Source organism: Rathayibacter sp. VKM Ac-2857 (genome assembly GCF_013205025.1).
Lineage (GTDB): Bacteria > Actinomycetota > Actinomycetes > Actinomycetales > Microbacteriaceae > Rathayibacter.
In genome coordinates this window covers 856,325-876,898 of record NZ_JABMLE010000001.1, presented here as the reverse complement: position 1 = coordinate 876,898, position 20,574 = coordinate 856,325, and the positions used below count along the sequence as shown (strand labels likewise).

Below are 20,574 nucleotides of genomic sequence, written 5' to 3'. Positions count from 1 at the left end.
TGCGGGCGGACGCGCGCGCCTCAGAGCCGGTGGCCCCGGAGCCGGAGGGCGACCGCGAGCAGCAGCGCCGCCGCCGCGAGGCCGACCGCGACGAGGAAGATCCGCGGGTCGTAGCCGGAGACGGCGAGCGGGAGCAGGGCGCCGAGGACGGTGCCGATCTGCACGACAGCCATGTAGGCACTCGCCCCGGCGCCGGGTCCGCCGCCGCTGGTCCGCTCGAGCAGGAGCAGGCCGATGCTCTGGTAGCCGGCGGCCGCGACCGCGTAGAGGGCCTGCGAGACGAGCAGTGCCGGGTAGGACTGCGTGCTCGAGAGGATCGAGAACGCCAGGACCCCGGCGAGTGCGACGACGGCGAGCGTGAGCACGCTGCCGCGGGCGCTGCTGAGCCGGCTCAGTGCGGGCAGCGCCGCGAGCTCGAGGACCGCGGAGGCGAGGAGCACCGGCGCGACGAGCGCGGCGGGGACGCCGGAGGAGACGGCGAAGAGCGGCAGGTAGATCGCCCGGAGCGTGTCGACCGACTTCAGCAGTGCGACCAGCGCCAGGGCGGCGAGGAAGACGAGGGCGAGGCGCGGGCGGGTGGAGCCGTCGCTGCGCGGCCCGTCCGGCGCCGCGGGGCGTGTCGACCGGCAGCCGGTCGCGCAGACCGCGGTCACCACGGCGGCGGCGACGGCGGCGAGCAGCGGATCGAGCCCGGCCTGCGCGAGCAGCGCGTAGAGGACGAGCCCGAGAATGTAGCCCGAGATGAGGACCGCGCGCATCCGGGCGATCGACGACTCCTGAGTGTCACCACCCTGCGCGGCGACCCGTCCGAAGAGCTGGGGGACGAGGGTGCTGACGAACAGCATCAGCGCCCCACCCAGGTAGAGCAGGACGACGTGGCCGCCGCTGGCGCGCACGAGCAGGAGCCCCACCGGGACCGCGAGCGACGTCGCGACCAGGGCGGCCCTCGGGTAGCCGGCCCTGCGGATCCGGGGCACGAGGAGGATGTTGTACGCGATCGCGATCGCGGCGTTCACGACGAAGAAGACCGCGATCTGCACCTTGGCGAGTCCCGCGGCATCGAGCGCGACGGGCACGCCGACGGCCGTGATGCCGCCGAACACGGCATTGCTGAGCAGCGCGCCGGCGACCGGCCGAGGGAGGCGGATCGCGAGGGCCGTCGTCGGGCGGTCGTCGCTGGTCACTCGCACTCCTCCGGACGCGCCGGATCCCCTCGACGCGGCGGCAGCATCGGGGCCGCAGGCGTGCTCGGGGATCCTCCGGTCGGCGGGTGCCGGCCCTCGGCTCGGGAGGAGACGCTAGCCGCCACCGCGCCCTGCTCGGAGGCCGCTGGCGCGGGAGGCGCGGTCGCCGCGTGCCTCGAGGCGCACCGCCGTGGCGCCGGGCACGCCGGAACGGCGACTGCGAGGACGCTCAGAGCATCGGGGACGTACCCTCGGACGCATGGGGTTTCTGTTCTCGCTGCTGACCGTCGTTCTGATGGTGCTGGCGCTGGTGGACGTCGTGCGTCAGCCGGACAACGTCGTCCGCAATCTGCCCAAGATCGTCTGGATCCTGCTGATCGTGTTCATCCCGCTGATCGGCGTGACGATCTGGTTCCTGCTCGGGCACGACTGGAAGAAGGGCGAGGGCGCCTCCTTCGTCCCGGGCGGGCGCACGAAGCGGCCGCGCCGCTCCAAGACGCCGCCGCCGCCGACGATGATCGTGCGGCCGCCGACGAAGACCACCGAGGAGCAGCTCGCCGATCTCGAGCGCGAGGAGGCGCACTACGCGCGGCTCGCCGAGGAGCAGCGCCGGCTCCGCGAGGGCGAGCGGCCGCAGGACGCCTGAGGCGCCGAGCGGCCGCGTCCAGCGCTAGCCCGCGGCTCCGAAGTTCGACGCCGTCCACTGCACCGAGGCGATCTTCGCCTGGCCCGCGATGCTGGGGTGGAAGTAGTCGGTGGTGCCGATCAGCGCCTTGGTGACGGGGGTCGCGGTGAGCGCGCCGCCGTCGTAGTCGCAGAGGGTGCCGGCCGACGCGCACGCCTTCTGCAGCGCGCTGTTGTACTGGGTCGTCCGCGTCTTCGCGGCGGTGGCCGAGGCGGACGCGGCGGCGGTGCTGAGGCGTCCGCCCGTCGCGCTGACGCCGCGGGTGGTGCGGCAGAGGTTGCCCGAGGCCCAGACGACCGAGCCGAAGCCGCCCTTGACGACGGCCCACTCGGCGGCGACGTTCGGCATCGAGGACAGCACGATCTTGGCGGCGGGCCAGGTGCTGCGGATCTTGGTGATCGCGGCGCTCGCCCCGGTGCTGAAGGCGGCGGCGGTGGTCATCGTGTAGCCGTCGGCGGCGACCGGGTTCTTCGCGGCGCAGAGGTCGTTGCCTCCGATCAGGAGGGTGACGACGTCGGGTCGGACGCCGGCGGCGACGGCGGCGTCGATGCGCGCGGGGACGCCGGCGACCAGGTCGCCGGTCTGGGCGAAGTTCGCGGTGGTCACCGTGGTGCCGGGGTTGGCGGTGCGCAGGCGGCTCGCGAAGGAGTTGACGGTCGTGTTCGTGCCGGTGGACCAGTTGTTGCGCGGGCAGTCGGCGAACTGGCCGCAGGTGCCGTAGGCCTGGGTGATCGAGTCGCCGAGGCTGAGCACGGACAGGGTCGGGGTCGCGGCGGACGCGGCGCCCGCGGGCACCACCGCCGCGGCGAGGGCGAGCACGGCGCCGACGGCGAGCGCGCGCACGCGGCGGCTCCCGGTGCGGCGCGGGCGGAGGGAGGTGGGGAGGCGCATGAGGGGAACCGCTCTCGGTCGGGGGACGGCGGTGGGGGCCGCCGATCCTGACGTTAGGCCTGCGGGGTCACCGGCGGTCCTGCGCGCGTGGCCCCAGAACGGGGCCGGGTCCGCGCGGTCGGGTTCCGCGCGGTCGGGTTCCTCCCGGGCCGGTTCACTCGCGCCGGGCGCGGGGGGCCTGCAGGCGGCTGAGCGCCCAAACAACGGCGCCCGAGAGGACGAAGACGGCGGCGACGACCAGGACGTAGACCGCGACCCGGTCGTAGCCGATGCCGGGGCTCAGGAAGGGGTAGGGCACCCAGCCGTCGGTCGCACCGCGGATCAGCACCACGACCAGCCAGACCACCGGGTAGATCGTGACGACCCAGAGGCGGCGCCAGGGCAGCGGCGGGCGGTCGGTGAAGAGGATCCAGTCGAGGAGGCCGTAGACCGGGAAGAGCAGGTGCATCACGGTGTTGGCCCACGGCAGCGTCACTCCGCCCGCGAGGCCGATGAGCAGCGTGTTGTAGACGAGGCCGACGACGATGATGTAGCTCGTCGTCGCCCCCCGGACCAGCGCCATCGTTCCGCTCTGCGCCCGGCCGGCCAGGGACTGCGCGGCGGTGATCAGGAGGACCGCGGCCATCAGCAGGTTGCCCTGGATCGTGAAGTAGCCGAAGAAGTTGACGGGGATCAGCGGCGTGCGCGAGGCGGAGTCGATCGCGGTGGCGGTGACCGCGGCGAGCACCGTGAGGGCGACCGCGATGCGCAGGACGGCGAGGAGGATCCGCAGCGCGCGGGTCCCTCGTGCGGGGGAGATCGGCGTCATCGCACGAGCGTAGCGAGCCGACGGGAGGGGCGCGCCCGGCGGGTAGCCTGATCCGATGCTCACGATCGGTGTCGACCTGGCCGCGGAGCCGGTGCGGACGGCGGTCGCCGCGCTGGAGTGGGGCGGCGGCGAGGCGGTCGTCCGCTCGCTGGTGCTCGGCGCCACCGACGACGACGTCGTCGCCGCGTCGCGGGAGGCGACGGCGATCGGCATCGACTGCGCGTTCGGCTGGCCGCTGGAGTTCGCCGCGTTCGTCTCCGCGCACACCCGCCGCGAGATCGCGCCGCGGTCGCTCGCCGGGCGCGACTGGCGGCGGCGGCTCGCCTACCGGGAGACCGACCGCGCCGCGCGCGAGGTGACGGGGCGGTGGCCGCTGAGCGTGTCGACCGACCGGCTCGGCATGACGGCGATGCGCTGCGCCGAGCTGCTGGACGCCTTCGCGGCGGCGGGCGAGGAGGTCGACCGCTCGGGCGGAGGACGGCTGGTCGAGGCGTACCCCGCCGCCGCGCTCCGGCTCTGGGGCGTGGACACCACGGGCTACAAGACGCGGCCCGAGGCGGTGGCGCTCGCCGTCGAGGCGCTACTCCGGGCGGCGCCGTGGCTGGTGCTGCCGGCGGACGCGGCCGCACTGATGGCGCACTCGAACGACGCGTTCGACGCGGTGATCGCGGCGCTCAACGCCCGCGCGCACGCCCTCGGGCGGACGGTGCCGGTGCCGGAGGAGCTCCGGGAGGCCGCCCTCGCCGAGGGCTGGATCGCCCTGCCGACCTGCCGGCTGGACGAGCTCGCCGGCTGACGCGTCAGGCCGAGAGCCGGCGGTCCGCGGCCGAGGTGAGCGCCTCGGCGGCGCGCTCGGCCTCCTCGACGGTCGAGAAGGGGCCGGTGAAGGCTCCGGTCGGGACGGCTCGTCCGGGGTCGATCTCGAGTCGGAAGCGGGGCAGCTCCGCCCCGGGAACGACGACGATCCGGACTCCGTTACGACTCCATCGTGCGGGCTGAAGAATGGGGATCTGGGTCATGGTGCTCTTTCGCGTGCATCGTGCTCGGGGGGCCATCGCCTCGACCGTGCGTCCTCACGCTAGGACCGAGGGCGCCCTTCCCGAACGGGGTTGACCTCCCAGGCGCTCGGAGGTAGTCAGCGACGGGACACGGTGTCCTGCCTCTCGGCGGTGAGGGCGGTCTCGATCTCGGCGTCGAGGAGGAGGTCGTCCTCGGCCTCGCTGCGGCGGGGGAGGGGCGCGGTGAGTCCGCGTCGGACGCGGAACCGGTGGCCGAGGACGATCGCGACGAGCGCCGCGGCGAAGACGGCCAGCCCGGTCCCGGCGATCGGGATGGCGACCGTGCCGAGCGCGCCGGGGACGGCGTCGCCCTCGTCGGTGACGGTGAGGGTGACGCGGATCGACTCCGGGATGCCCTGCGCGTCCTGCTCCTGCGCGATCCGGTCGAGGAGGGCCGTCGTCGCGGTGCGGGAGAGCTCGACGGCGCGGGCGGGGTCGAACGAGGAGCCGATCACCGAGAGGAAGGGCAGGGTGAAGCGCCCGCCGTTCGACTCGTCGCCGCGCGGCTGGGTGGTGCGGCGGACGGCGCCGACGCCGTCGCCCTCCTCGAGCGGACCGGCCTGCGCGGTGACGGCGGCGCGCACCTCCTCGCCGCTGGCGAGGTAGGCGTAGATCACCGCCGTGTTGCTGAGGTCGTTGAACTGGTCGTCCTCGACGCCGGGGACGCGCTCGACCCCGGGGATCTGCGCGGCGTAGGGGTTCTTCGGACCGCCGCCGAGCAGCACGGTCACGGCGGCGCTGTGCTCGCGGTCGCCGCGGAGGGTGAGCCCCTCGTCGGTGACGGTGAAGTGCACGGCGGTGGCGACGATCACCGCGAGGATTGCGCTCGCGACGACGAGGAGCTTGCAGCGCCAGAGGACGAGGAGGTAGGTCGGCATTTCCACGGATCCAGGGTGACCGCCGGGACCTTTCGCCAGCCTGAACAGCCTCGCGCTCAGCCGGGCGCCGGCAGGCGGATCTCGAGTCGCGCGCCGCCGAGCGGGGAGTCGAGCAGGCGCGCGGTGCCGCCGCCGGCCCGCGCCGCCTCGGCGATGATCGCCAGCCCGAGACCGGAGCCGCCGGTGTCGCGGGCGCGGGCGTCGTCGCGGCGCTCGAAGCGGAGGAAGACCCGCTCGCGGTCCTCGGCCGGCACGCCCGGACCGTCGTCGTCCACCCGCACCACCGCGACGCCCTCCTCCTGGCGGACCGTGAAGGCGACGACACCTGCCGCGTGCCGCCGGGCGTTCTCCGCGGCGTTGCGCACGGCGCTCCGCAGCAGCGGCTCGTCGCCGTGCACCTGGGCGGGTCCGACGGCCTCGGTGCGCACCGCGACGCCGAGTGCGCGGAGCCGCGCGGCCTCGGCGAGGACGAGGTCGTCGAGGTCGACGTCCTGCTCGGCCACGGCATCGCGCTCGTCGACCCGCGCGAGCAGGAGGAGGCTCGAGACCAGCTGCTGCATCCGCTCGCCCTCGTCCTCGACGACGCGGGCGAGATCGGCGAGCGGGACCGCCTCCGGGTGCCGCAGTGCGACCTGGGCGTGCTGCCGGATCGCTGCGACGGGGGAGCGCAGCTCATGCGAGGCGTTCGAGACGAAGCGGCGCTGCGCCGCCTGCGAGCGCTCGAGCCGGCCGAGCAGTCCGTTCATGGTGCGGGCCAGGCGGGCGAGCTCGTCGCGGCCGGGCGGCTCCTGCACGCGCCGCTCGAGGTCGGCGGCCTCGATCGCCTCGACGTCGGCGCGGATCCGCTCGACCGGCCGGAGCGAGCGGCCGACGACGAACCAGACCAGCGCTCCGACCACCGCAGTGACGAGCGGGACGGCGACCGCGAGGAGCCGGAGGGCCGAGCCCGCGGCGTCGTCCGCTCCGGCGAGGGTGCGCGCGACGACGACGGTCTCGCCCGGGTCGCCGCCGAGCTGGAGGCTCTCGGAGCCGACGACGAAGCGGGTGCCGTCGATCGAGGTGATCTCCGGAGTGTCCGACACGGGGAGGGGCACGGCGTAGACGAAGTCGTCGTCCGCGACCGCGACGACGGATCCCTCGCGCTGCAGCTGGATCACGACCTCGTCGGTGTTGAACGGCGGCAGCCGACCGGCGCTCTCGGTGTCGGTCGCGATCTGGCGGGCCTGCTGGTTCGCGGTGAACGCCTCGGCGTCGATCAGCGACTGCTCCAGCAGCGCGGTGAAGGCGACGGAGCCGGCGACCAGGACGGCGAGGATCGCGGCGGAGACCAGGGCGGTCAGCCGCACGCGGATGCTCCAGGGCGGGCGCCGGGCCATCGCGTCTCAGCCCTCGCCGAGCCGGTAGCCGGCGCCGCGGAGGGTCGTGATCGACTCCGTGCCGAACGGGCGGTCGAGCTTCGCCCGCAGCCGTGCCACGTAGACCTCGACGATGTTGAGGTCGCCGTCGAACGCGTCGTCCCAGACGCCCTCGAGGATCTCGCGCTTGGAGACGACCCGGTCGCGGTGCCGGGCGAGGAAGTCGGCGACGGCGAACTCGCGCGAGGTCAGCCGGATCGGCACGTCGCCGCGTCGGACCTCGCGCAGCGCGGGGTCGATCAGCAGATCGCCGACGCGGTGCACCACCGGTCGCTCCGGGCGTCCGCGCCGCACCAGCGCCCGCAGGCGCGCGACGAGCACGGAGTACTCCAGCGGCTTCACCACGTAGTCGTCCGCTCCCGCGTCGAGGCCCTCGATCTGGTCGCGGTCGCCGTCCTTCGCGGTCAGCATCAGCACCGGGGTCCAGTCGCCCTCGTCGCGGAGGGTGCGGCAGAGGGCGGAGCCGCTGAGGCCGGGCATCATCAAGTCGAGGACGATCGCGTCGTAGACGACCTCGCGGGCACGCCACAGCCCGTCGACGCCGGTGTGCGCGACGTCGACGGAGAAGCCCTCGGCCTCGAGACCGCGCCGGACGCCGTCGGCGAAGACCGCCTCGTCGTCGACCACCAGAATCCGCATCCCGTCGAGTATCCCCGGTGCGGCGCCGCCGGCGCACGGCGACCGAGTGGTCAGTCGAGGCGGTCGAGGGTCGCGCTGATGGTGCGCAGGCACTCGATGAGGACGCCGATCTGGCGGGAGTCGAGGTCGGCGAGGACCTCGCCCTCGGCCGCGACCAGGTGCCGCATGGCGTCGTCGACCCGCTTCGTGCCGCGCGGGGTGAGCGAGACGATCTTGCTGCGCGAGTCGGCGGCGTTCTGCTCGCGGACGACGAGGCCGCGCGCGCCGAGCCGGTCGACGCGGCTGGCGAGGTTGCCGCTCGAGATGCCCAGGCGCGTCGACAGCACGGACGGGGTCATCGTGCCGGCCGGGTTCTGGCGCAGCAGCGAGAGCAGCTCGAACTCCCACGGGGCGAGCTCGCCGGCCGCGAAGGAGAGGCGCCGCACCTCCTGCACGCGGGGGCTGAGCCGGCGCAGACGGGAGAGGACGTCGAGCGGGGCGAAGTCGAGATCGGGCAGGGCGTCGGCCCACGCGTCGATCACCAGATCGACATCGTCGTCTTCACGCATCCCCCGATTATCGTCGGCTCGGGCGTTGCCCGGCGACGGCTGGCCGCGGCGGAGCGGGGGGCCTACCCTGACCGGCCGCGGCGCACGGGCCGCTAGCCTGGTCGGGTCGGAAGGACTCCCGTGCGCGCGCACCTCGAGCAGCTCCTCGCTCTGCTGAGCGGGACGTTCCTGCTGCTCGCGCTCGTGTCGAGTCCCGATGCCGCCGTCGTGCTGGTCGTCACCACGACCGCGGTCGCCGCCCTCGTCCTCGGAGCGCGCTATCTCGCCGTCGGCGCTCGCCGGCCCGTGCTGTCGATCGGACGCAGGGCCCGGGAGCACCGGCTCGGCCTCGCCGCGCAGCCCTCGCCGCAGCACCCGCGCACGGCAGGCCGCGTGCGCTCGCGCGCGCCGGGTCTGCCGGGACTGGTCGCGTAGCCCCGAGTTCTGCCCGGGAGCCGCGACCGTTCGCGATCGCGCTCACCTCCCGACGACAGGACTCTCTTGAACTTCTACGACTTCACGCCCATCGCGGCGGCGCTCGACGCCGCCTCCCACCTCGTCACCGGCCTCGCTTCGGCCCTCGAGCCGCTCGCGGGCGGTGCCTCGGCCGCCGCCGCGATCGTGCTGGTGACCCTCCTCGTCCGCGTGCTGCTGATCCCGGTCGGGATCTCGCAGGGGCGGGCCGAGATCACCCGCCGCCGACTCGCCCCGCTGCTGCGCGAGCTGCAGCGGAAGCACGCGAAGAATCCGGAGGCGCTGCAGCGCGCCACCATGAAGCTCTACGCCGACGAGAAGGCCTCGCCGCTCGCGGGCTGCCTCCCGGTGCTGCTGCAGGCGCCCGTGGTCTCGCTGCTCTACGGGCTGTTCGTGCACCCGGACATCGCGGGGCACGGCAACGCGCTGCTGGACGCGCGGCTGCTGGACGTGCCGCTGGGCCGCTCCTTCGTCACGGCGCTCGGCGGCGGCGAGCCCGCGCAGCTCGGCGTGTTCGCGGTGCTCCTCGGGGTGATCGCGCTCGTCTCGTGGCTGGCGCGCCGCGTCGCGCTGCGGCAGGCGGCGCTCACCCCGGTGCCGGAGGGGACGCCCGCGGCCGTCGCGCAGCTCACGGGGGTGCTCAGCTGGATGCCGTTCCTCACGGTGCTGTTCGCGGCGTTCGTGCCGCTCGCGGCGACGCTCTACCTGACGGTCACGACGACGTGGACGCTCACCGAGCGCGTGGTCGTGCGGCGGATGCTGGCGGGCGGGGCGCGGGGATGAGGCTCGCCGCGCTCACCAGCCGGTCGTCAGCACCTCGTCGAGCTGGTCGGCGAAGAAGTCGGCGCTCTCGACGGTGAAGCAGAGCGGCGGCTTGATCTTCAGCACGCACTGGCGGTCGGAGGTGGGCTGGACGATCACGCCGCGCTCGCGGAGGCGCTCGCAGATCGCGCGCGTCTCCACGGTCGCCGGCTCGAGAGTCTCCCGGTCGCGGACCAGCTCGAGGCCGAGGTACAGCCCGCTGCCGTGCACGGCGCCGATCAGCGGGTGGCGCTCGGCGAGCTCCTCGAGCCGGCGGCGGAGGTGCGCGCCGGTCGTCCGTGCGTTCTCCTGCAGCTGCTCGCCGGCGAGCACGTCGAGCACCGTCGACCCCACCACGGAGCTGACGGGGCTGCCGCCCGCCGAGGAGAAGAACGAGCCCTGCGAGCGGTAGCGGTCGGCGATCGCGCGGGTCGTCACGACCGCGCCGAGCGGGTGGCCGTTGCCCATCGCCTTCGCGACGGCGACGACGTCGGGCACGACGCCCTGCTGCTCGAAGCCCCAGAACCAGTCGCCGAGGCGGCCGTAGCCGACCTGCACCTCATCGGCGATGCAGAGCCCGCCGTGCGCGCGGACGGCCGGGTAGACCGCGGCGAGGTAGCCGTCGGGCAGCGGGATGCCGCCGGCGTTGCCGTAGAAGGTCTCGGCGATGAAGCCGCCCGGGGGAGTGCCGGCCGCGGCCAGCTCCTCGATCCGGGCGACCGCCTCCGGCGCGTAGCGGTGCGCCTCGGCCCCGCGGTGCGTGCCGCGGTAGCTGTTCGGCGCGTCCAGGGTGTGCACCCAGGACGGCCGGGTCGCGAGCGCGTCGGGGTTGTCGGCGACGGAGGTGGAGACCGCATCGGACAGGCCCGACCAGCCGTGATACGCCTCCCGCACCGCCAGCACGTCGTCCCGTCCCGACCAGGCACGGGCGATCCGCAGTGCCAGGTCGGCCGCCTCCGTGCCGCTGTTGATGAGCAGCACGGTGTCGAGCTCCTCCGGCAGCAGGGCAGCCAGCCGCTCGCAGAACTCGCCGATCGCGGGGTAGGAGAAGCGCGAGTTGGTGTTGAGCAGCCGCCACTGGCGCTCGACGCGCTCGACGAGCAGCGGGTGGGCGTGGCCGATCGAGGTCACGTTGTTGAGCACGTCGAGGTGCACGCGGCCGGAGTCGTCGACGAGGTGCTCGCGCCAGCCGCGCAGCATCGTGGGCGGGTCCTCGAAGTAGTGCTCCTGCGCCTCGGCGAGGTGCGCGAGGCGCCGCTCGAGCACCTCGGGGTCGGGGTGCGGTGCGGGCAGGGCGCGACCGAGGAGCAGCGGGGTCGGGTCGAGGAGGACGTCGAGCCAGGCGTCGGCCCAGCGCCCGCTCGCGAACGGCGGGAGGTCGACCTCGTCGAGCGCGCGCGGTGCGGCCTGGGCTCGCAGGAGTCCGCGGGCGGTGCCGAGCGGTTCGCCCGCGGCCACCCGGGTGCCGGGTGCGGGCGGCTCGTCGACGCCGTCGAGACGCAATCGGACGCCGTCGGCGAGGAGCGTGACTCCGCCGGGGACGCCGCCGCCCACCTCCGCGTCGAACGGGGCGCTCAGGGAGGTCCGCGCGGGGAGGTGGACCTCCACGACCAGCGCGGTCGTCTCGGGCTCGTGCGCGGTGTGCGGGCGGCCGCGGGTCAGGCGGCGCTCGCCGTAGCGGAGCACCGCGGCCCCGGCGCCACCGGCGAGCGCCGCGCGGGCGAGGGCGGGCTCGGCGTCGTCGTCCAGCCAGCGGCCGGCGTCGAGTGCCGGGCTCTCGGGGGAGAGGTCGACGACGACCGCGTCGATGCCGCCGAGCACGGGGACCGCGGTGGACAGCGCGGCCGGTGCACCCGGCCGACCGAGAGCCCGCCGGACCAGCGCCTGCAGCACCGGCAGCGGCGCAGCGGTCGCCCGGCCGAGGATCAGCCGCTCGTGCTCGAGGTTCTCGCGGGCGTAGTCGTTGCCCGGATCGCCGGCGAGGACGTCGTGGGCGCTGACGACGAGCACCGCCGCCCGGAGCACGACGAGCGGCCAGAGCGCCTCGATCTCGGCGTCGGCGAGCGGGCGCACGGCGTCGTAGGCGGTGGCGGCGCGGAGCACCGTGGCCGCGTCGGCGTCCGCGTGGTGCAGGAGCGAGGACAGCGTGATCGCGAGCTCGCCGACCGCCCAGCCCTCGCCGAGGTCGCCGAAGTCGATCACGCCGTCCGGCAGTGTGCCCGCGCCGACCACCACGTTGTCGTCGGTGAGATCGCCGTGCACGAGCTGCACCGGGAGCGCGGCGGCGAGCGGATCGACGACCGCCCGCGCCGCGTCGACGGCCGTCCGGATCGCGCGGGCCGAGCGACGGGGTACGCGGCCGATCAGCGCGTCGACGACCGGGCCCGCGCGGCGGAGGTCCCACTGGTCGGTCTCCTCGAGGCCGTCGAGTGGCTGCTCGGCGAGCGCGACGTCGACGCGGGCGGCGAGGTCGCCCATCGCCCGGACGACGGCGGGGGACAGGTAGCCGGAGCCGGAGAGGGTCCGGCCGGGGACGAAGTCGAGGACCCGGGCCGCGGCGGTCGTGCCGCCCAGGTCGATCTCGTGCAGAGTGCGGCCCTTGCGGTCGGGGCGCACGCGCGGGAGCCGGACGCCGTCGAGGTCCTCGGCGAGGCGCGCGACGGCCGCCGTCTGCGCCTCGATCCGCCCTCTCGGCGTCGCCGGATTCGCGATCTTAAGCAGGAGCCGCTCGCCGCCGGTGTCGACGAGGACGTTGCGGTCCTGGTTGCTGCCCAGCTCGCGCAGCGTGCCCTTCAGCCGGTAGCGCGTGCGCAGCAGCGCGGCCGCGGCGTCGTGGTCGAGGGCGGGCGGGGGCGGCGGGGCGGCGGACGGCATGCGGGGGTCCTGTCGAGCGGGGATCGGGTGCGTCCATGATCGCGCGTCGCTGTCCTGCCGTCACCCGGCTGGGACATCGCCGGCATCGGTCGAAGACCTCGGCCGACCTCGGGCCGGGTGACGAGGCTCCGGGATCAGGGCTCGGGCCGACCGTCGGACGACAGGATGATGTCGGCCCACTCGAGGATTCGCCTGCGGACTGCGGCGAGCTCCTCGCCGTTCACGCCGTATTCGGCGAAGCGCTCCTCGCGGATCCGCTCGATCGCGCCGAGTTGACGGGCGTACATCCCAGCCTCGAACCCGTCATCGCGCTCTGCTGCCAGACGCAGCAGCTCGGCATCGCTGAAGCGTCCCGATCGGCGGATCGAATCGAGATCGAGGAAGTCGCGAGCCTCGGTCCGACCGTAGATCGCGACGACCTTGCTCCCGACGGCGTCCTCCACCGAGAGGACCGGGCCGACGTCGGACGACGTCGGAGCGCTCGAGCGCCAGTCGACGGCGAGGTCCAGCGAGACCGCCTCTCCGGACGCGGTCGTCACGAGGAGCTGCGCGTACGCCGGACGATCTCCACCGAGTAGGAGTCGGCGACCAGTCCCCTCGCCACCACACCGACCGCCTCGCCGAACGACTGCAGATCGTCACTGAACAGATCGACGTCGTGGGACAGGCGGTGGATGAAGCCGTGCTCGCGAATCGCTCCGAGCCTGCGAGCGCGAAGGAGTGATCGTGCAGTGCTTCCAGTGCAGCTCGGGCGACTGCCCGCTGGAGCTCGGTCGAATCGGCGATCACGTCACCAGCTCCGGGAATCGGGTCTCCCATTCCGCCCGTGCTCGACGCGGGATCAGGAGTTCCGCCCAGACGGTACGCAGGCGCGTCGAGTCGATCAGAGCGACGAGATCCCGCACATGGCCCTCCTGGATGAGGGCCTGATACGCCTTTTCCGCGCCACTGTCCGTCCCGAGGTCGACCACCGGGTCCGGGCCCCAGTACACAGCGAGGGGCAGCTCGATGACGCCGGAAGCCGGGCCGTCGCGGTCCTCGAGGCTCGGAGGCAGGGCGTACTGCTTGCTCGCGCCGTAGAGCACTCGCTCCGTGCTGCTCTCGCTCATCGTCCCCTCCTGCTTCACGAAGGTAGGCGACGGCGCTCGCGACATGAAGGATTCGGCGCCCTCTGCGCGCGCGGGCCACCGGCAGGACTGCGCGAGCGGCCTTGCAACGGGCCTCGCGTCCCGAGAAAGACCCTGCCGTCTCCCCCCCCCCCCCCCCCCCCGCTTGCCCAAGCATGTTGGTCGCGTAGCCCCGGAGGGGCGTATCGAGACCCGCGGTCATCAGCAGGGCGGGTCTGCAGGCTCGGCTTCTGAAGGTGGTGGATCTCGATACGCCCGCTTCGCGGGCTACTCGATCAGCATGACTGCGCGAACGGACCCGCAACGGGCCTCGCACCCGGAGCAGGGCCCCGCCCGCGTCCAGTCGGAAGTGTGGACGCGCGCGAGTGGACCCGGACCGGGCCCTGCAGCTTTGCCGGACACCGCCGCGCGTCCAGTGGGTCGCCGCTGCATGCTGGTCGAGTAGCCCCGGAGGGGCGTATCGAGACCCGCGGTCATCAGCAGGGCGGGTCTGCAGGCTCGGCTTCTGAAGGTGGTGGATCTCGATACGCCCGCTTCGCGGGCTACTCGATCAGCATGACTGCGCGAACGGACCCGCAACGGGCCTCGCACCCGGAGCAGGGCCCCGCCCGCGTCCAGTCGGAAGTGTGGACGCGCGCGAGTGGACCCGGACCGGGCCCTGCAGCTTTGCCGGACACCGCCGCGCGTCCAGTGGGTCGCCGCTGCATGCTGGTCGAGTAGCCCCGGAGGGGCGTATCGAGACCCGCGGTCATCAGCAGGGCGGGTCTGCAGGCTCGGCTTCTGACGGTGGTGGATCTCGATACGCCCGCTGCGCGGACTGCTCGATCAGCATGGGGAGGCCCGCTGCGCGGATTGCTCGATCAGCAGGGTGCCGCCCGCTGCGCGGGCTGCTCGATCAGCATGCTCAGTGCGCGTAGGCCGACGGGTCGAAGCGGCCGAGCTCCTCGCGGAAGGCGAAGGCGAAGTCGGGCCAGAGCAGGGTCAGGCGGCGGGAGGCGGAGTCGACGTACCAGCTCTCGCAGCCGCCGTTGGTCCAGACGGTGTCGGCGCTGAGCGCGTCGAGGCGGGCGAGGGCGGCGGCCTCGGCCTCGGCGGTCACCTCCAGGAGGTCGACGCCGGCGGCCTCGCGGTGCTCGAGCGCGGCGAGCACGTACTCGATCTGTGACTCGATCATGTGCACGGCGGAGTTGTGGCCGAGACTCGCGTTCGGGCCGTTGATCACGAAGAGGTTCGGGAAGCCGTGCACGGCGGTGGAGTCGTAGGCCGACATCCCGTCGCCCCAGCGGTCGGCCAGCAGTTCGCCGCCGCGGCCGCGGATCCGGCGGGCGAACGGCGGGCGGGTCGCGAGGAAGCCGGTCGCGAGGACCAGTGCGTCGACCTCGTGGGCGACGTCGTCGTCACCGATGGCCGCCGAGCCCTCGATCCGGCGCAGCGGGCCCGGCACGACCTGCACGTGCGGCTGCGCGAGCGCGGGATAGTAGTCGTCCGAGAGCAGCACCCGCTTGCAGCCGATCTCGTAGTCGGGGGTGAGCACGGCGCGCAGGGCCGGGTCCGCGACCTGCGCGGCGAGGTGGCCGAGCGCCTCCGCCCGCAGCCGGTCGATGGCGTCGGGCACGCCCACGCGGCCCGCGAAGCCGAGCTCCGCGCGCCAGAACAGCTCGGCGCGCAGCCGCTCCACGGCGCCCGGCGCACGGGCGAGCGCCCGGCGCTCCGCAGGCGGGTAGGAGCGGTTGCGGCGGGGCACGACGTACGGCGCCGAGCGCTGGAACAGCACCATCTCCGCCGCGCGCTCGGCGAGATGCGGCACGATCTGCACCGCCGAGGCGCCGGACCCGACGATGCCGACCCGCGCCCCGTCCAGGTCGACGTCGTCGCGCCAGCGGGCGGAGTGGAAGACCGGCCCGGCGAAGTCCTCGAGCCCCGGGACGTCGGGCAGCCGCGGCTCCGACAGCCGCCCGGCGCAGACCACGAGGACGGCCGCGTCGAAGTCGCCCCGCGAGGTGCGGACGCGCCAGCGCCCCGCGAGCTCGTCGAAGGTCATCTCGAGCACGTCGGTGCCGAGATGCAGCTGCGGCGCGAGCCGCTCGCGCTCGACGACCCGCTCGAGATAGGCCTGGATCTCGGCGCCCGGTGCGTAGAAGGCCGACCAGTCGGGCTCGGGCGCGAACGAGTACGAGTAGAGGTGCGAGGGGATGTCGCAGGAGACGTTCGGATAGCGGTTGTCGCGCCAGGTGCCGCCGACGCGGTCGGCCCGCTCGAGCACCGCGAAGGAGACGTCGGCGCGGCGCGCGAGTCGGGCCGCCGCTCCGATGCCCGCGAAACCCGCGCCGACCACGACGACGTCGACGGAGGTGGCCATCAGACGATCGTCCGGGGGAGCGTCGACCCGGCCGGGTCGCGGTGCGGGTCGGCGACGAAGTGCTCGACGAGCGCGAGCAGCTCGGCCGGCCGCTCGGCCAGCACGCAGTGGCCCGCGTCGATCACGGCGTAGCGGGCGTCGTCGATCGCGCCGAGCAGCGCCTCCGACCCCTCGACGCCGACGACGGCGTCGGCGGCGCAGCCGACGACCAGCGCGGGGACGCGCAGGCGGGCCGCGGCCTCGGTCGCGTCGGCGCGGGCGGCCGCGGCGAGGAGCGCGGCGGTCGCGGCGTCGACAGCCAGGGGAGTCGCGCGCTCGGGTCCGAGGTCGGCGAGCGTGCGGATTCCGACCACGCGCGCGAGGTCCGCACGGGCGTCGGGGAGGTCGGCCAGCGACTCCCACAGCCGCGAGACCGCGACCAGGCGCTCGGTGGGGTGCAGCCAGCCGGCGGCCAGCACCAGGGCGCCCACCCGCGGATCCGCCTCGGCGGCGGTGATCGCGGCCCAGGCGCCGAGGGATACGCCGACGACCACCGCCCGCTCGGCGCCGAGCCGGTCGAGCGCGGCGCAGACGGCGCTAGGCGCGTCGCGCAGCGGATCCCGCAGGTCGGCGAGCTCGACCGCCGCCACCCGGTGCCGGCGAGCGAGCATCGGCAGCAGCAGCGCCCCGTCGGCCCGGGCACCGCGCCCCGGCCCGGTCGCGAGCAGGACGACGTCCGTCGCCGGCTCACCACCGGAGTAGAGGCGGACCGTGTCGTCGCCCACCGTCAGCGAGGACTCCTGGATCAGCGCGGCCTGCCGCTCGAGGTACGCCGACGACCGCGTCACGAGACGCGGCCGGCCTCGCGCACCGGGAGGCGCAGCCGGCGGGTCGCGGTGCTGCCGGGCGCCGGCACCGTCATCGCGCGCTCGGCGGCGACGTGTCCGTAGTCGGTGGTGCGCTGGCGCCAGGGCCGGCCGATCTCGCCGGTGAGTCGCGCCACGGTCGCGATGTCGAGGGAGCGGTGCGCCTCGGCGCCCGCCTCCGGGCTCATCGCGCCGTCGAGCAGCAGACCGCCGAGGTCGTCCGCGCCGCCGCGCAGCAGCTCCTGCGACAGCTGCAGCCCGAGCTTCGTCCAGGCCGTCTGCACGTGGTCGATCCGCCCGTGCAGCAGCAGCCGGGCCACCGCGTGCACCGCGCGCGTCTCGCGCCGGGTCGGGCCGCCGCGGGTCTGCGCGACGACCGCCGCCGGCGCCTCGGCGGGCACGAACGGCATCGCGATGAACTCGGTGAAACCGCCCGTCTCGTCCTGGATCGCGGCCAGCGCGCGGAGGTGGTCGATCTGCTGCTGCGGCGTCTCGACGTGCCCGTAGACCATGGTCGCGGTCGAGCGCAGCCCGCCGCGGTGCGCGGTCGTCACCGACTCCCGCCACTCGGCGACGCTCGGGTCCGCGCCCTCGCTGAGGATCGCGCGCACCCGGTCGTCGAGGATCCGCGCGGCGGTCCCCGGCACGGAGTCGACGCCGGCCTCGCGCAGCGCGGCCAGCATCTCGGCGGGGGTCCTGCCGGTGCCGAGCGCCGCGTCCAGGATCTCGCCCGGCCGGAACGCGTGCAGGTGCAGCGAGGGGTGCCGCGCGTGCAGGGTGCGCACGATCAGCAGGTGGTCCTCGCCCGGCGTCGCGAGCGGGCCCTGGAGGCACAGCTCGGTGGCGCCGAGCGCGACGGCCTCGTCGGCGAGCTGCTCCAGGGTCTCGACGGTGAGCCCGCCGGCGCCCCAGAGCGCGGTGTCGATGTTGCGGTTGGCGACCACGGTGACGGTGTCGCCCACGGCCGAGCGGCGGACGTCGTCGGCGAGGGCGGCCAGCGCGTCGAGGTCGTCGCCCTCGGCGGCGAGCAGGGCCAGGTAGTCGGCGTCGTCGAGGCCGGCCGGGTCGGCGGCGGCGCGCCCGAGCACCGCGGCGAGGGTCGGTGCCGCCGGACGCGGGGCGGGCTCGAGCTCCTCCCGGTACGCGCGGGGGACGATCGGTGCGGCCTCGTCAGCGAGCCAGGACTCGCGATCGGCGAGCGCGAGGACGTACGGCGCGACCCGCGGGTCGATCCAGGTCTCCGCGTCGCTGAGGTACCGCGGATGCGCGGTGAGGCGCTCGTGCAGCCGGTAGCCGGAGTCGGCGGTCAGCCGCGCGAGGTCGTCGATGTTCGGCCAGGGCCGCTCCGGATTCACGTGGTCCGCGGTCAGCGGGCTCACCCCGCCCCAGTCGTCGATCCCGGCGCGGAGGAGGAGCCCGAGCTCCTGCTCGTCGGTGAGGTTCGGCGGCACCTGGATCGTCATGTCCGCGCCGAGCACGAGGCGCGCGACGGCGACGTTCGCGACGTACTCCTGCAGCTCGAGGTCGACCTCGTTCTGCATCGCGGTCCGCGGCTTGGCGCGGAAGTTCTGCACGATGCACTCCTGCACGTGGCCCCAGAGCGCGTGCGAGTCGCGGATCGCGAACAGCGCGTCGGCCCGCTCCGCCGTGTTCTCGCCGATGCCCAGCAGCACGCCCGTGGTGAACGGGATCCGGCTGCGCCCGGCGTCGTCGAGCACCCGCAGCCGCAGCGCCGGGTCCTTGTCGGGCGAGCCGTAGTGCACGCCGCCCTTCTCGGACCACAGCCGCTCGGCGGTCGTCTCGAGCATCATCCCCATCGAGGGCGCGACCGGCCGCAGGCGCTGCAGCTCGGCCCAGGACATCACGCCGGGATTGAGGTGCGTGACCATCCCGGTCTCGGTCATCACCAGCACCGCCATGGCGCGCACGTACTCGAGCGTCGAGGCGTAGCCGTGCTCGGCGAGCCAGGCGCGGGCGACGGGCCAGCGGTCCTCCGGACGGTCGCCGAGGGTGAACAGCGCCTCCTTGCAGCCGAGCGCGGCGCCGGCCCGGGCGACCTCGAGGATCTCCTCCGGCTCCATGAAGGTCGACTCGCGCTTGAGGGCGAGGCCGCCCGGCGTCTCGACGAACACGCAGTAGTGGCAGCGGTCGCGGCAGAGCTTCGTCAGCGGCACGAAGACCTTGCGGGAGTAAGTGATCACTCCCGGCCGACCGCGGCGGGCGAGCCCCTCGTCGCGCAGCCGCCCGGCCGCCAGCAGCACCGCGTCGAGGTCGTCCCCGCGGGCCTCGAGGAGCACCTCGGCGCTCGCGCGCGTGATCGGCTCGCCGTCGGCGAGGCGGGCGAGGAGGGTGGGCACGGTCATGCGGTGGCGGCTCTTCCGGAGGGGTCGGTCGGCGGGCGCCGACGGGGCGGGGCGCGGGAGGGTCGGTCCGGCCGGCGGCAGCGCACCGGCCGGTCGCGACGGTGTCAGAGGGCGCGCAGGCGCGGCGCGAGGTCGCGCTCGAACGCGTCGAAGAAGCGCTGCTGGTCGTCGCCGGGCGCGTGGAAGACGAGGTGGTTGAAGCCCGCGTCGACGTAGGGCTTGATCTGCGCGACCGTCTCGTCCGGGTCCGAACCGACGATCCAGCGCTTGGCGACCTGCTCGATCGGCAGCTCGTCGGCGGCGCGCTCCATGTCGACCGGGTCGGTCAGCGAATGCTTCTGCTCGGGCGTCAGCGAGAGCGGCGCCCAGAAGCGCGTGTTCTCGAGGGCGAGCGCCGGGTCGGGGTCGTAGGAGAGCTTGATCTCGATCATCCGGTCGAGCGCGGCGGAGTCGCGTCCGCCCGCGGCGATGCCCTCCTCGACCGCGGGCAGCAGCTTCTCGGTGTAGAGCTCCATGCCCTTGCCCGAAGTGCAGATGAAGCCGTCGCCCGCGCGCCCGGCGTACTTCGCGACGACGGGTCCGCCCGCGGCGATGTAGACGGGGACGCCGTTCTCGGGCTTGTCGTAGATGGACGCCTCGTGGGTGGAGTAGTACTCGCCGTCGAACGAGACGCGGTCGCCCGCCCAGAGCGCTCGCATGAGGCGCACGGCCTCGCGCAGCCGCGCGAAGCGCTCCTTGAAGTCGGGCCAGCTCTGCTCGCCCGCGCCCTGGTAGCCGGTGGCGACCTCGTTCAGCGCCTCGCCGGTGCCCACGCCGAGCATGATGCGGTCGGGGTAGAGCACGCCGAGCGTGCCGAAGGCCTGCGCGATGACGGCGGGGTTGTAGCGGTAGTGCGGCGTCATCACGGAGGTGCCGAGGCGGATGGTCGAGGTGCGCTCGCCGGCCGCGGCGAGCCAGGCCAGCGAGAACGGCGCGTGGCCGCCGGTGTGGCGCCAGGGCTGGAAGTGGTCCGAGACCACCGCGCTCTCGAAGCCGTGCCGCTCGGCGGCGACGGCCAGCTCCACGAGCTCGCGCGCCCCGAACTGCTCCGCCGATGCCTTGTACCCGAGCGTGATCGTCATAGTGCCGCCTTCGTCAGAGGGAGGGGTCGCTCAGGTGTCCAAGCGGTCCCTCCATTCTGCGCCCGCGCGGGCGACGATCGGGACGCTCAGGCGGACGCGCCCAGGATGTTGACCATCCAGTGCACGCCGAAGCGGTCGGTCAGCATCCCGAAGCGGTCGCCCCAGGGCGACTCGACCAGCGGCTCCTGGACCGAGCCTCCGACGGCGAGTCCGTCCCAGTAGCCGCCGAGCTCGCCGTCGTCGTCGCCGAAGAGCGCGACCGTGATGCGCGCGCCCTCCTCGAACGTCATCGAGCTCGGAGTATCGGACGCCATCAGGATCAGGCCGCTCGGGGTGGTGAGCTGCGAGTGCATGAGCAGGTCCTGGTCGGCCGGATCCTCGCTCGCGTGGAAGTCCGCGAAGGTGCTCGACACCAGCTCCCCGCCGAAGATCGAGTGGTAGAACTCCATCGCCTCGCGAGCGTTGTCGCGGAAGCCGATGTAGGGACTGAGACTCGTGGACATGGGGCGCCTTCCTGTCGAGGAG

The 20,574-nt window shown here is 74.2% G+C and carries 20 protein-coding genes; 4 read left to right on the top strand and 16 right to left on the bottom strand.

Translation table 11 applies throughout. The features are described from left to right. Window positions 1-20 precede the first annotated feature (20 nt). A complete protein-coding gene (locus HQQ86_RS03945) occupies window positions 21-1,184 on the bottom strand; it encodes a hypothetical protein (RefSeq protein WP_173286629.1) in 1,164 nt (387 codons plus the stop codon). Between the two features lie 259 nt (window positions 1,185-1,443). Here HQQ86_RS03945 and HQQ86_RS03940 point away from each other — a divergent pair, with 259 nt between their 5' ends. Continuing rightward, window positions 1,444-1,830: a PLD nuclease N-terminal domain-containing protein gene (locus tag HQQ86_RS03940; RefSeq protein WP_173286627.1), complete on the top strand. Its 387-nt coding sequence runs from the start codon at window positions 1,444-1,446 to the stop codon at window positions 1,828-1,830. A 24-nt stretch (window positions 1,831-1,854) separates the two neighbouring features. Here the strand turns inward: HQQ86_RS03940 and HQQ86_RS03935 are convergent, their stop codons facing one another. Both HQQ86_RS03935 and HQQ86_RS03930 read right to left on the bottom strand, forming a co-directional pair. Beyond that, window positions 1,855-2,760 carry a GDSL-type esterase/lipase family protein gene (locus tag HQQ86_RS03935; protein WP_173286625.1) on the bottom strand — a complete coding sequence of 302 codons (906 nt, stop codon included), beginning with the start codon at window positions 2,758-2,760 and terminating at the stop codon, window positions 1,855-1,857. Between the two features lie 154 nt (window positions 2,761-2,914). Beyond that, complete coding sequence (locus HQQ86_RS03930) at window positions 2,915-3,568, bottom strand: Pr6Pr family membrane protein (RefSeq protein ID WP_173286623.1); 654 nt, start codon at window positions 3,566-3,568, stop codon at window positions 2,915-2,917. A 55-nt stretch (window positions 3,569-3,623) separates the two neighbouring features. Between HQQ86_RS03930 and HQQ86_RS03925 the strand changes: the two genes are divergently transcribed. Continuing rightward, window positions 3,624-4,364 (top strand): DUF429 domain-containing protein, encoded by a 741-nt coding sequence (locus tag HQQ86_RS03925; protein WP_173286621.1) that lies wholly within the window; start codon window positions 3,624-3,626, stop codon window positions 4,362-4,364. 4 nt (window positions 4,365-4,368) lie between these two features. Here HQQ86_RS03925 and HQQ86_RS03920 read toward each other — a convergent pair whose 3' ends face one another. From HQQ86_RS03920 to HQQ86_RS03900, 5 genes are all read right to left on the bottom strand, one after another. Next, on the bottom strand, window positions 4,369-4,587 hold the full coding sequence (locus tag HQQ86_RS03920) for a hypothetical protein (protein ID WP_173286619.1): 219 nt from the start codon (window positions 4,585-4,587) through the stop codon (window positions 4,369-4,371). Between the two features lie 116 nt (window positions 4,588-4,703). Beyond that, a complete protein-coding gene (locus HQQ86_RS03915; protein ID WP_173286617.1) occupies window positions 4,704-5,510 on the bottom strand; it encodes a hypothetical protein in 807 nt (268 codons plus the stop codon). 50 nt (window positions 5,511-5,560) lie between these two features. Then, window positions 5,561-6,880, bottom strand: coding sequence for a cell wall metabolism sensor histidine kinase WalK (locus HQQ86_RS03910; RefSeq protein ID WP_173286615.1), 1,320 nt, complete (start codon window positions 6,878-6,880; stop codon window positions 5,561-5,563). A gap of 6 nt (window positions 6,881-6,886) precedes the next feature. Then, window positions 6,887-7,558 carry a response regulator transcription factor gene (locus HQQ86_RS03905; RefSeq protein ID WP_173286613.1) on the bottom strand — a complete coding sequence of 224 codons (672 nt, stop codon included), beginning with the start codon at window positions 7,556-7,558 and terminating at the stop codon, window positions 6,887-6,889. A 50-nt stretch (window positions 7,559-7,608) separates the two neighbouring features. Next, on the bottom strand, window positions 7,609-8,106 hold the full coding sequence (locus HQQ86_RS03900; protein ID WP_123445211.1) for a MarR family winged helix-turn-helix transcriptional regulator: 498 nt from the start codon (window positions 8,104-8,106) through the stop codon (window positions 7,609-7,611). A 120-nt stretch (window positions 8,107-8,226) separates the two neighbouring features. Here HQQ86_RS03900 and HQQ86_RS03895 point away from each other — a divergent pair, with 120 nt between their 5' ends. Together HQQ86_RS03895 and HQQ86_RS03890 are read left to right on the top strand one after the other, a co-directional pair. Beyond that, window positions 8,227-8,520 carry a hypothetical protein gene (locus HQQ86_RS03895; protein ID WP_123733838.1) on the top strand — a complete coding sequence of 98 codons (294 nt, stop codon included), beginning with the start codon at window positions 8,227-8,229 and terminating at the stop codon, window positions 8,518-8,520. A gap of 66 nt (window positions 8,521-8,586) precedes the next feature. Further along, entirely contained in the window at window positions 8,587-9,342 is a 756-nt protein-coding gene (locus HQQ86_RS03890) for a membrane protein insertase YidC (protein WP_173286611.1), read from the top strand. A gap of 12 nt (window positions 9,343-9,354) precedes the next feature. Here the strand turns inward: HQQ86_RS03890 and HQQ86_RS03885 are convergent, their stop codons facing one another. The 8 genes from HQQ86_RS03885 to HQQ86_RS03850 form a co-directional block, all read right to left on the bottom strand. Continuing rightward, a complete protein-coding gene (locus tag HQQ86_RS03885) occupies window positions 9,355-12,234 on the bottom strand; it encodes an aminotransferase (RefSeq protein WP_173286610.1) in 2,880 nt (959 codons plus the stop codon). Between the two features lie 134 nt (window positions 12,235-12,368). Beyond that, on the bottom strand, window positions 12,369-12,677 hold the full coding sequence (locus HQQ86_RS03880; protein WP_173286609.1) for a hypothetical protein: 309 nt from the start codon (window positions 12,675-12,677) through the stop codon (window positions 12,369-12,371). Window positions 12,678-13,019: 342 nt separating this feature from the next. Beyond that, complete coding sequence (locus tag HQQ86_RS03875) at window positions 13,020-13,343, bottom strand: transcriptional regulator (protein WP_173286608.1); 324 nt, start codon at window positions 13,341-13,343, stop codon at window positions 13,020-13,022. 922 nt (window positions 13,344-14,265) lie between these two features. Beyond that, entirely contained in the window at window positions 14,266-15,720 is a 1,455-nt protein-coding gene (locus tag HQQ86_RS03870) for an NAD(P)/FAD-dependent oxidoreductase (protein ID WP_173286607.1), read from the bottom strand. Further along, the gene (locus tag HQQ86_RS03865) at window positions 15,720-16,547 is read right to left on the bottom strand and encodes an alpha/beta fold hydrolase (protein ID WP_173286606.1); all 828 of its coding nucleotides are present in this window, start codon (window positions 16,545-16,547) and stop codon (window positions 15,720-15,722) included. The genes HQQ86_RS03870 and HQQ86_RS03865 overlap by 1 nt, the downstream gene beginning before the upstream one ends. Then, a complete protein-coding gene (cofG, locus tag HQQ86_RS03860) occupies window positions 16,544-18,928 on the bottom strand; it encodes a 7,8-didemethyl-8-hydroxy-5-deazariboflavin synthase CofG (protein WP_173286605.1) in 2,385 nt (794 codons plus the stop codon). The genes HQQ86_RS03865 and cofG overlap by 4 nt, the downstream gene beginning before the upstream one ends. A gap of 104 nt (window positions 18,929-19,032) precedes the next feature. Next, window positions 19,033-20,049, bottom strand: coding sequence for a glucose-6-phosphate dehydrogenase (coenzyme-F420) (gene fgd / locus HQQ86_RS03855; RefSeq protein WP_173286604.1), 1,017 nt, complete (start codon window positions 20,047-20,049; stop codon window positions 19,033-19,035). Between the two features lie 86 nt (window positions 20,050-20,135). After that, complete coding sequence (locus tag HQQ86_RS03850; protein WP_173286602.1) at window positions 20,136-20,552, bottom strand: VOC family protein; 417 nt, start codon at window positions 20,550-20,552, stop codon at window positions 20,136-20,138. Between the last annotated feature and the right edge of the window lie 22 nt (window positions 20,553-20,574).

Coding starts and splice junctions, on each gene's coding strand:
- HQQ86_RS03940 (WP_173286627.1), top strand. CDS start 1,444: ATGGGGTTTCTGTTCTCGCTGCTGACCGTCGTTCTGATGGTGCTGGCG.
- HQQ86_RS03935 (WP_173286625.1), bottom strand. CDS start 2,760: ATGCGCCTCCCCACCTCCCTCCGCCCGCGCCGCACCGGGAGCCGCCGC.
- HQQ86_RS03930 (WP_173286623.1), bottom strand. CDS start 3,568: ATGACGCCGATCTCCCCCGCACGAGGGACCCGCGCGCTGCGGATCCTC.
- HQQ86_RS03925 (WP_173286621.1), top strand. CDS start 3,624: ATGCTCACGATCGGTGTCGACCTGGCCGCGGAGCCGGTGCGGACGGCG.
- HQQ86_RS03920 (WP_173286619.1), bottom strand. CDS start 4,587: ATGACCCAGATCCCCATTCTTCAGCCCGCACGATGGAGTCGTAACGGA.
- HQQ86_RS03910 (WP_173286615.1), bottom strand. CDS start 6,880: ATGGCCCGGCGCCCGCCCTGGAGCATCCGCGTGCGGCTGACCGCCCTG.
- HQQ86_RS03905 (WP_173286613.1), bottom strand. CDS start 7,558: ATGCGGATTCTGGTGGTCGACGACGAGGCGGTCTTCGCCGACGGCGTC.
- HQQ86_RS03900 (WP_123445211.1), bottom strand. CDS start 8,106: ATGCGTGAAGACGACGATGTCGATCTGGTGATCGACGCGTGGGCCGAC.
- HQQ86_RS03885 (WP_173286610.1), bottom strand. CDS start 12,234: ATGCCGTCCGCCGCCCCGCCGCCCCCGCCCGCCCTCGACCACGACGCC.
- HQQ86_RS03875 (WP_173286608.1), bottom strand. CDS start 13,343: ATGAGCGAGAGCAGCACGGAGCGAGTGCTCTACGGCGCGAGCAAGCAG.
- HQQ86_RS03870 (WP_173286607.1), bottom strand. CDS start 15,720: ATGGCCACCTCCGTCGACGTCGTCGTGGTCGGCGCGGGTTTCGCGGGC.
- cofG (WP_173286605.1), bottom strand. CDS start 18,928: ATGACCGTGCCCACCCTCCTCGCCCGCCTCGCCGACGGCGAGCCGATC.
- fgd (WP_173286604.1), bottom strand. CDS start 20,049: ATGACGATCACGCTCGGGTACAAGGCATCGGCGGAGCAGTTCGGGGCG.
- HQQ86_RS03850 (WP_173286602.1), bottom strand. CDS start 20,552: ATGTCCACGAGTCTCAGTCCCTACATCGGCTTCCGCGACAACGCTCGC.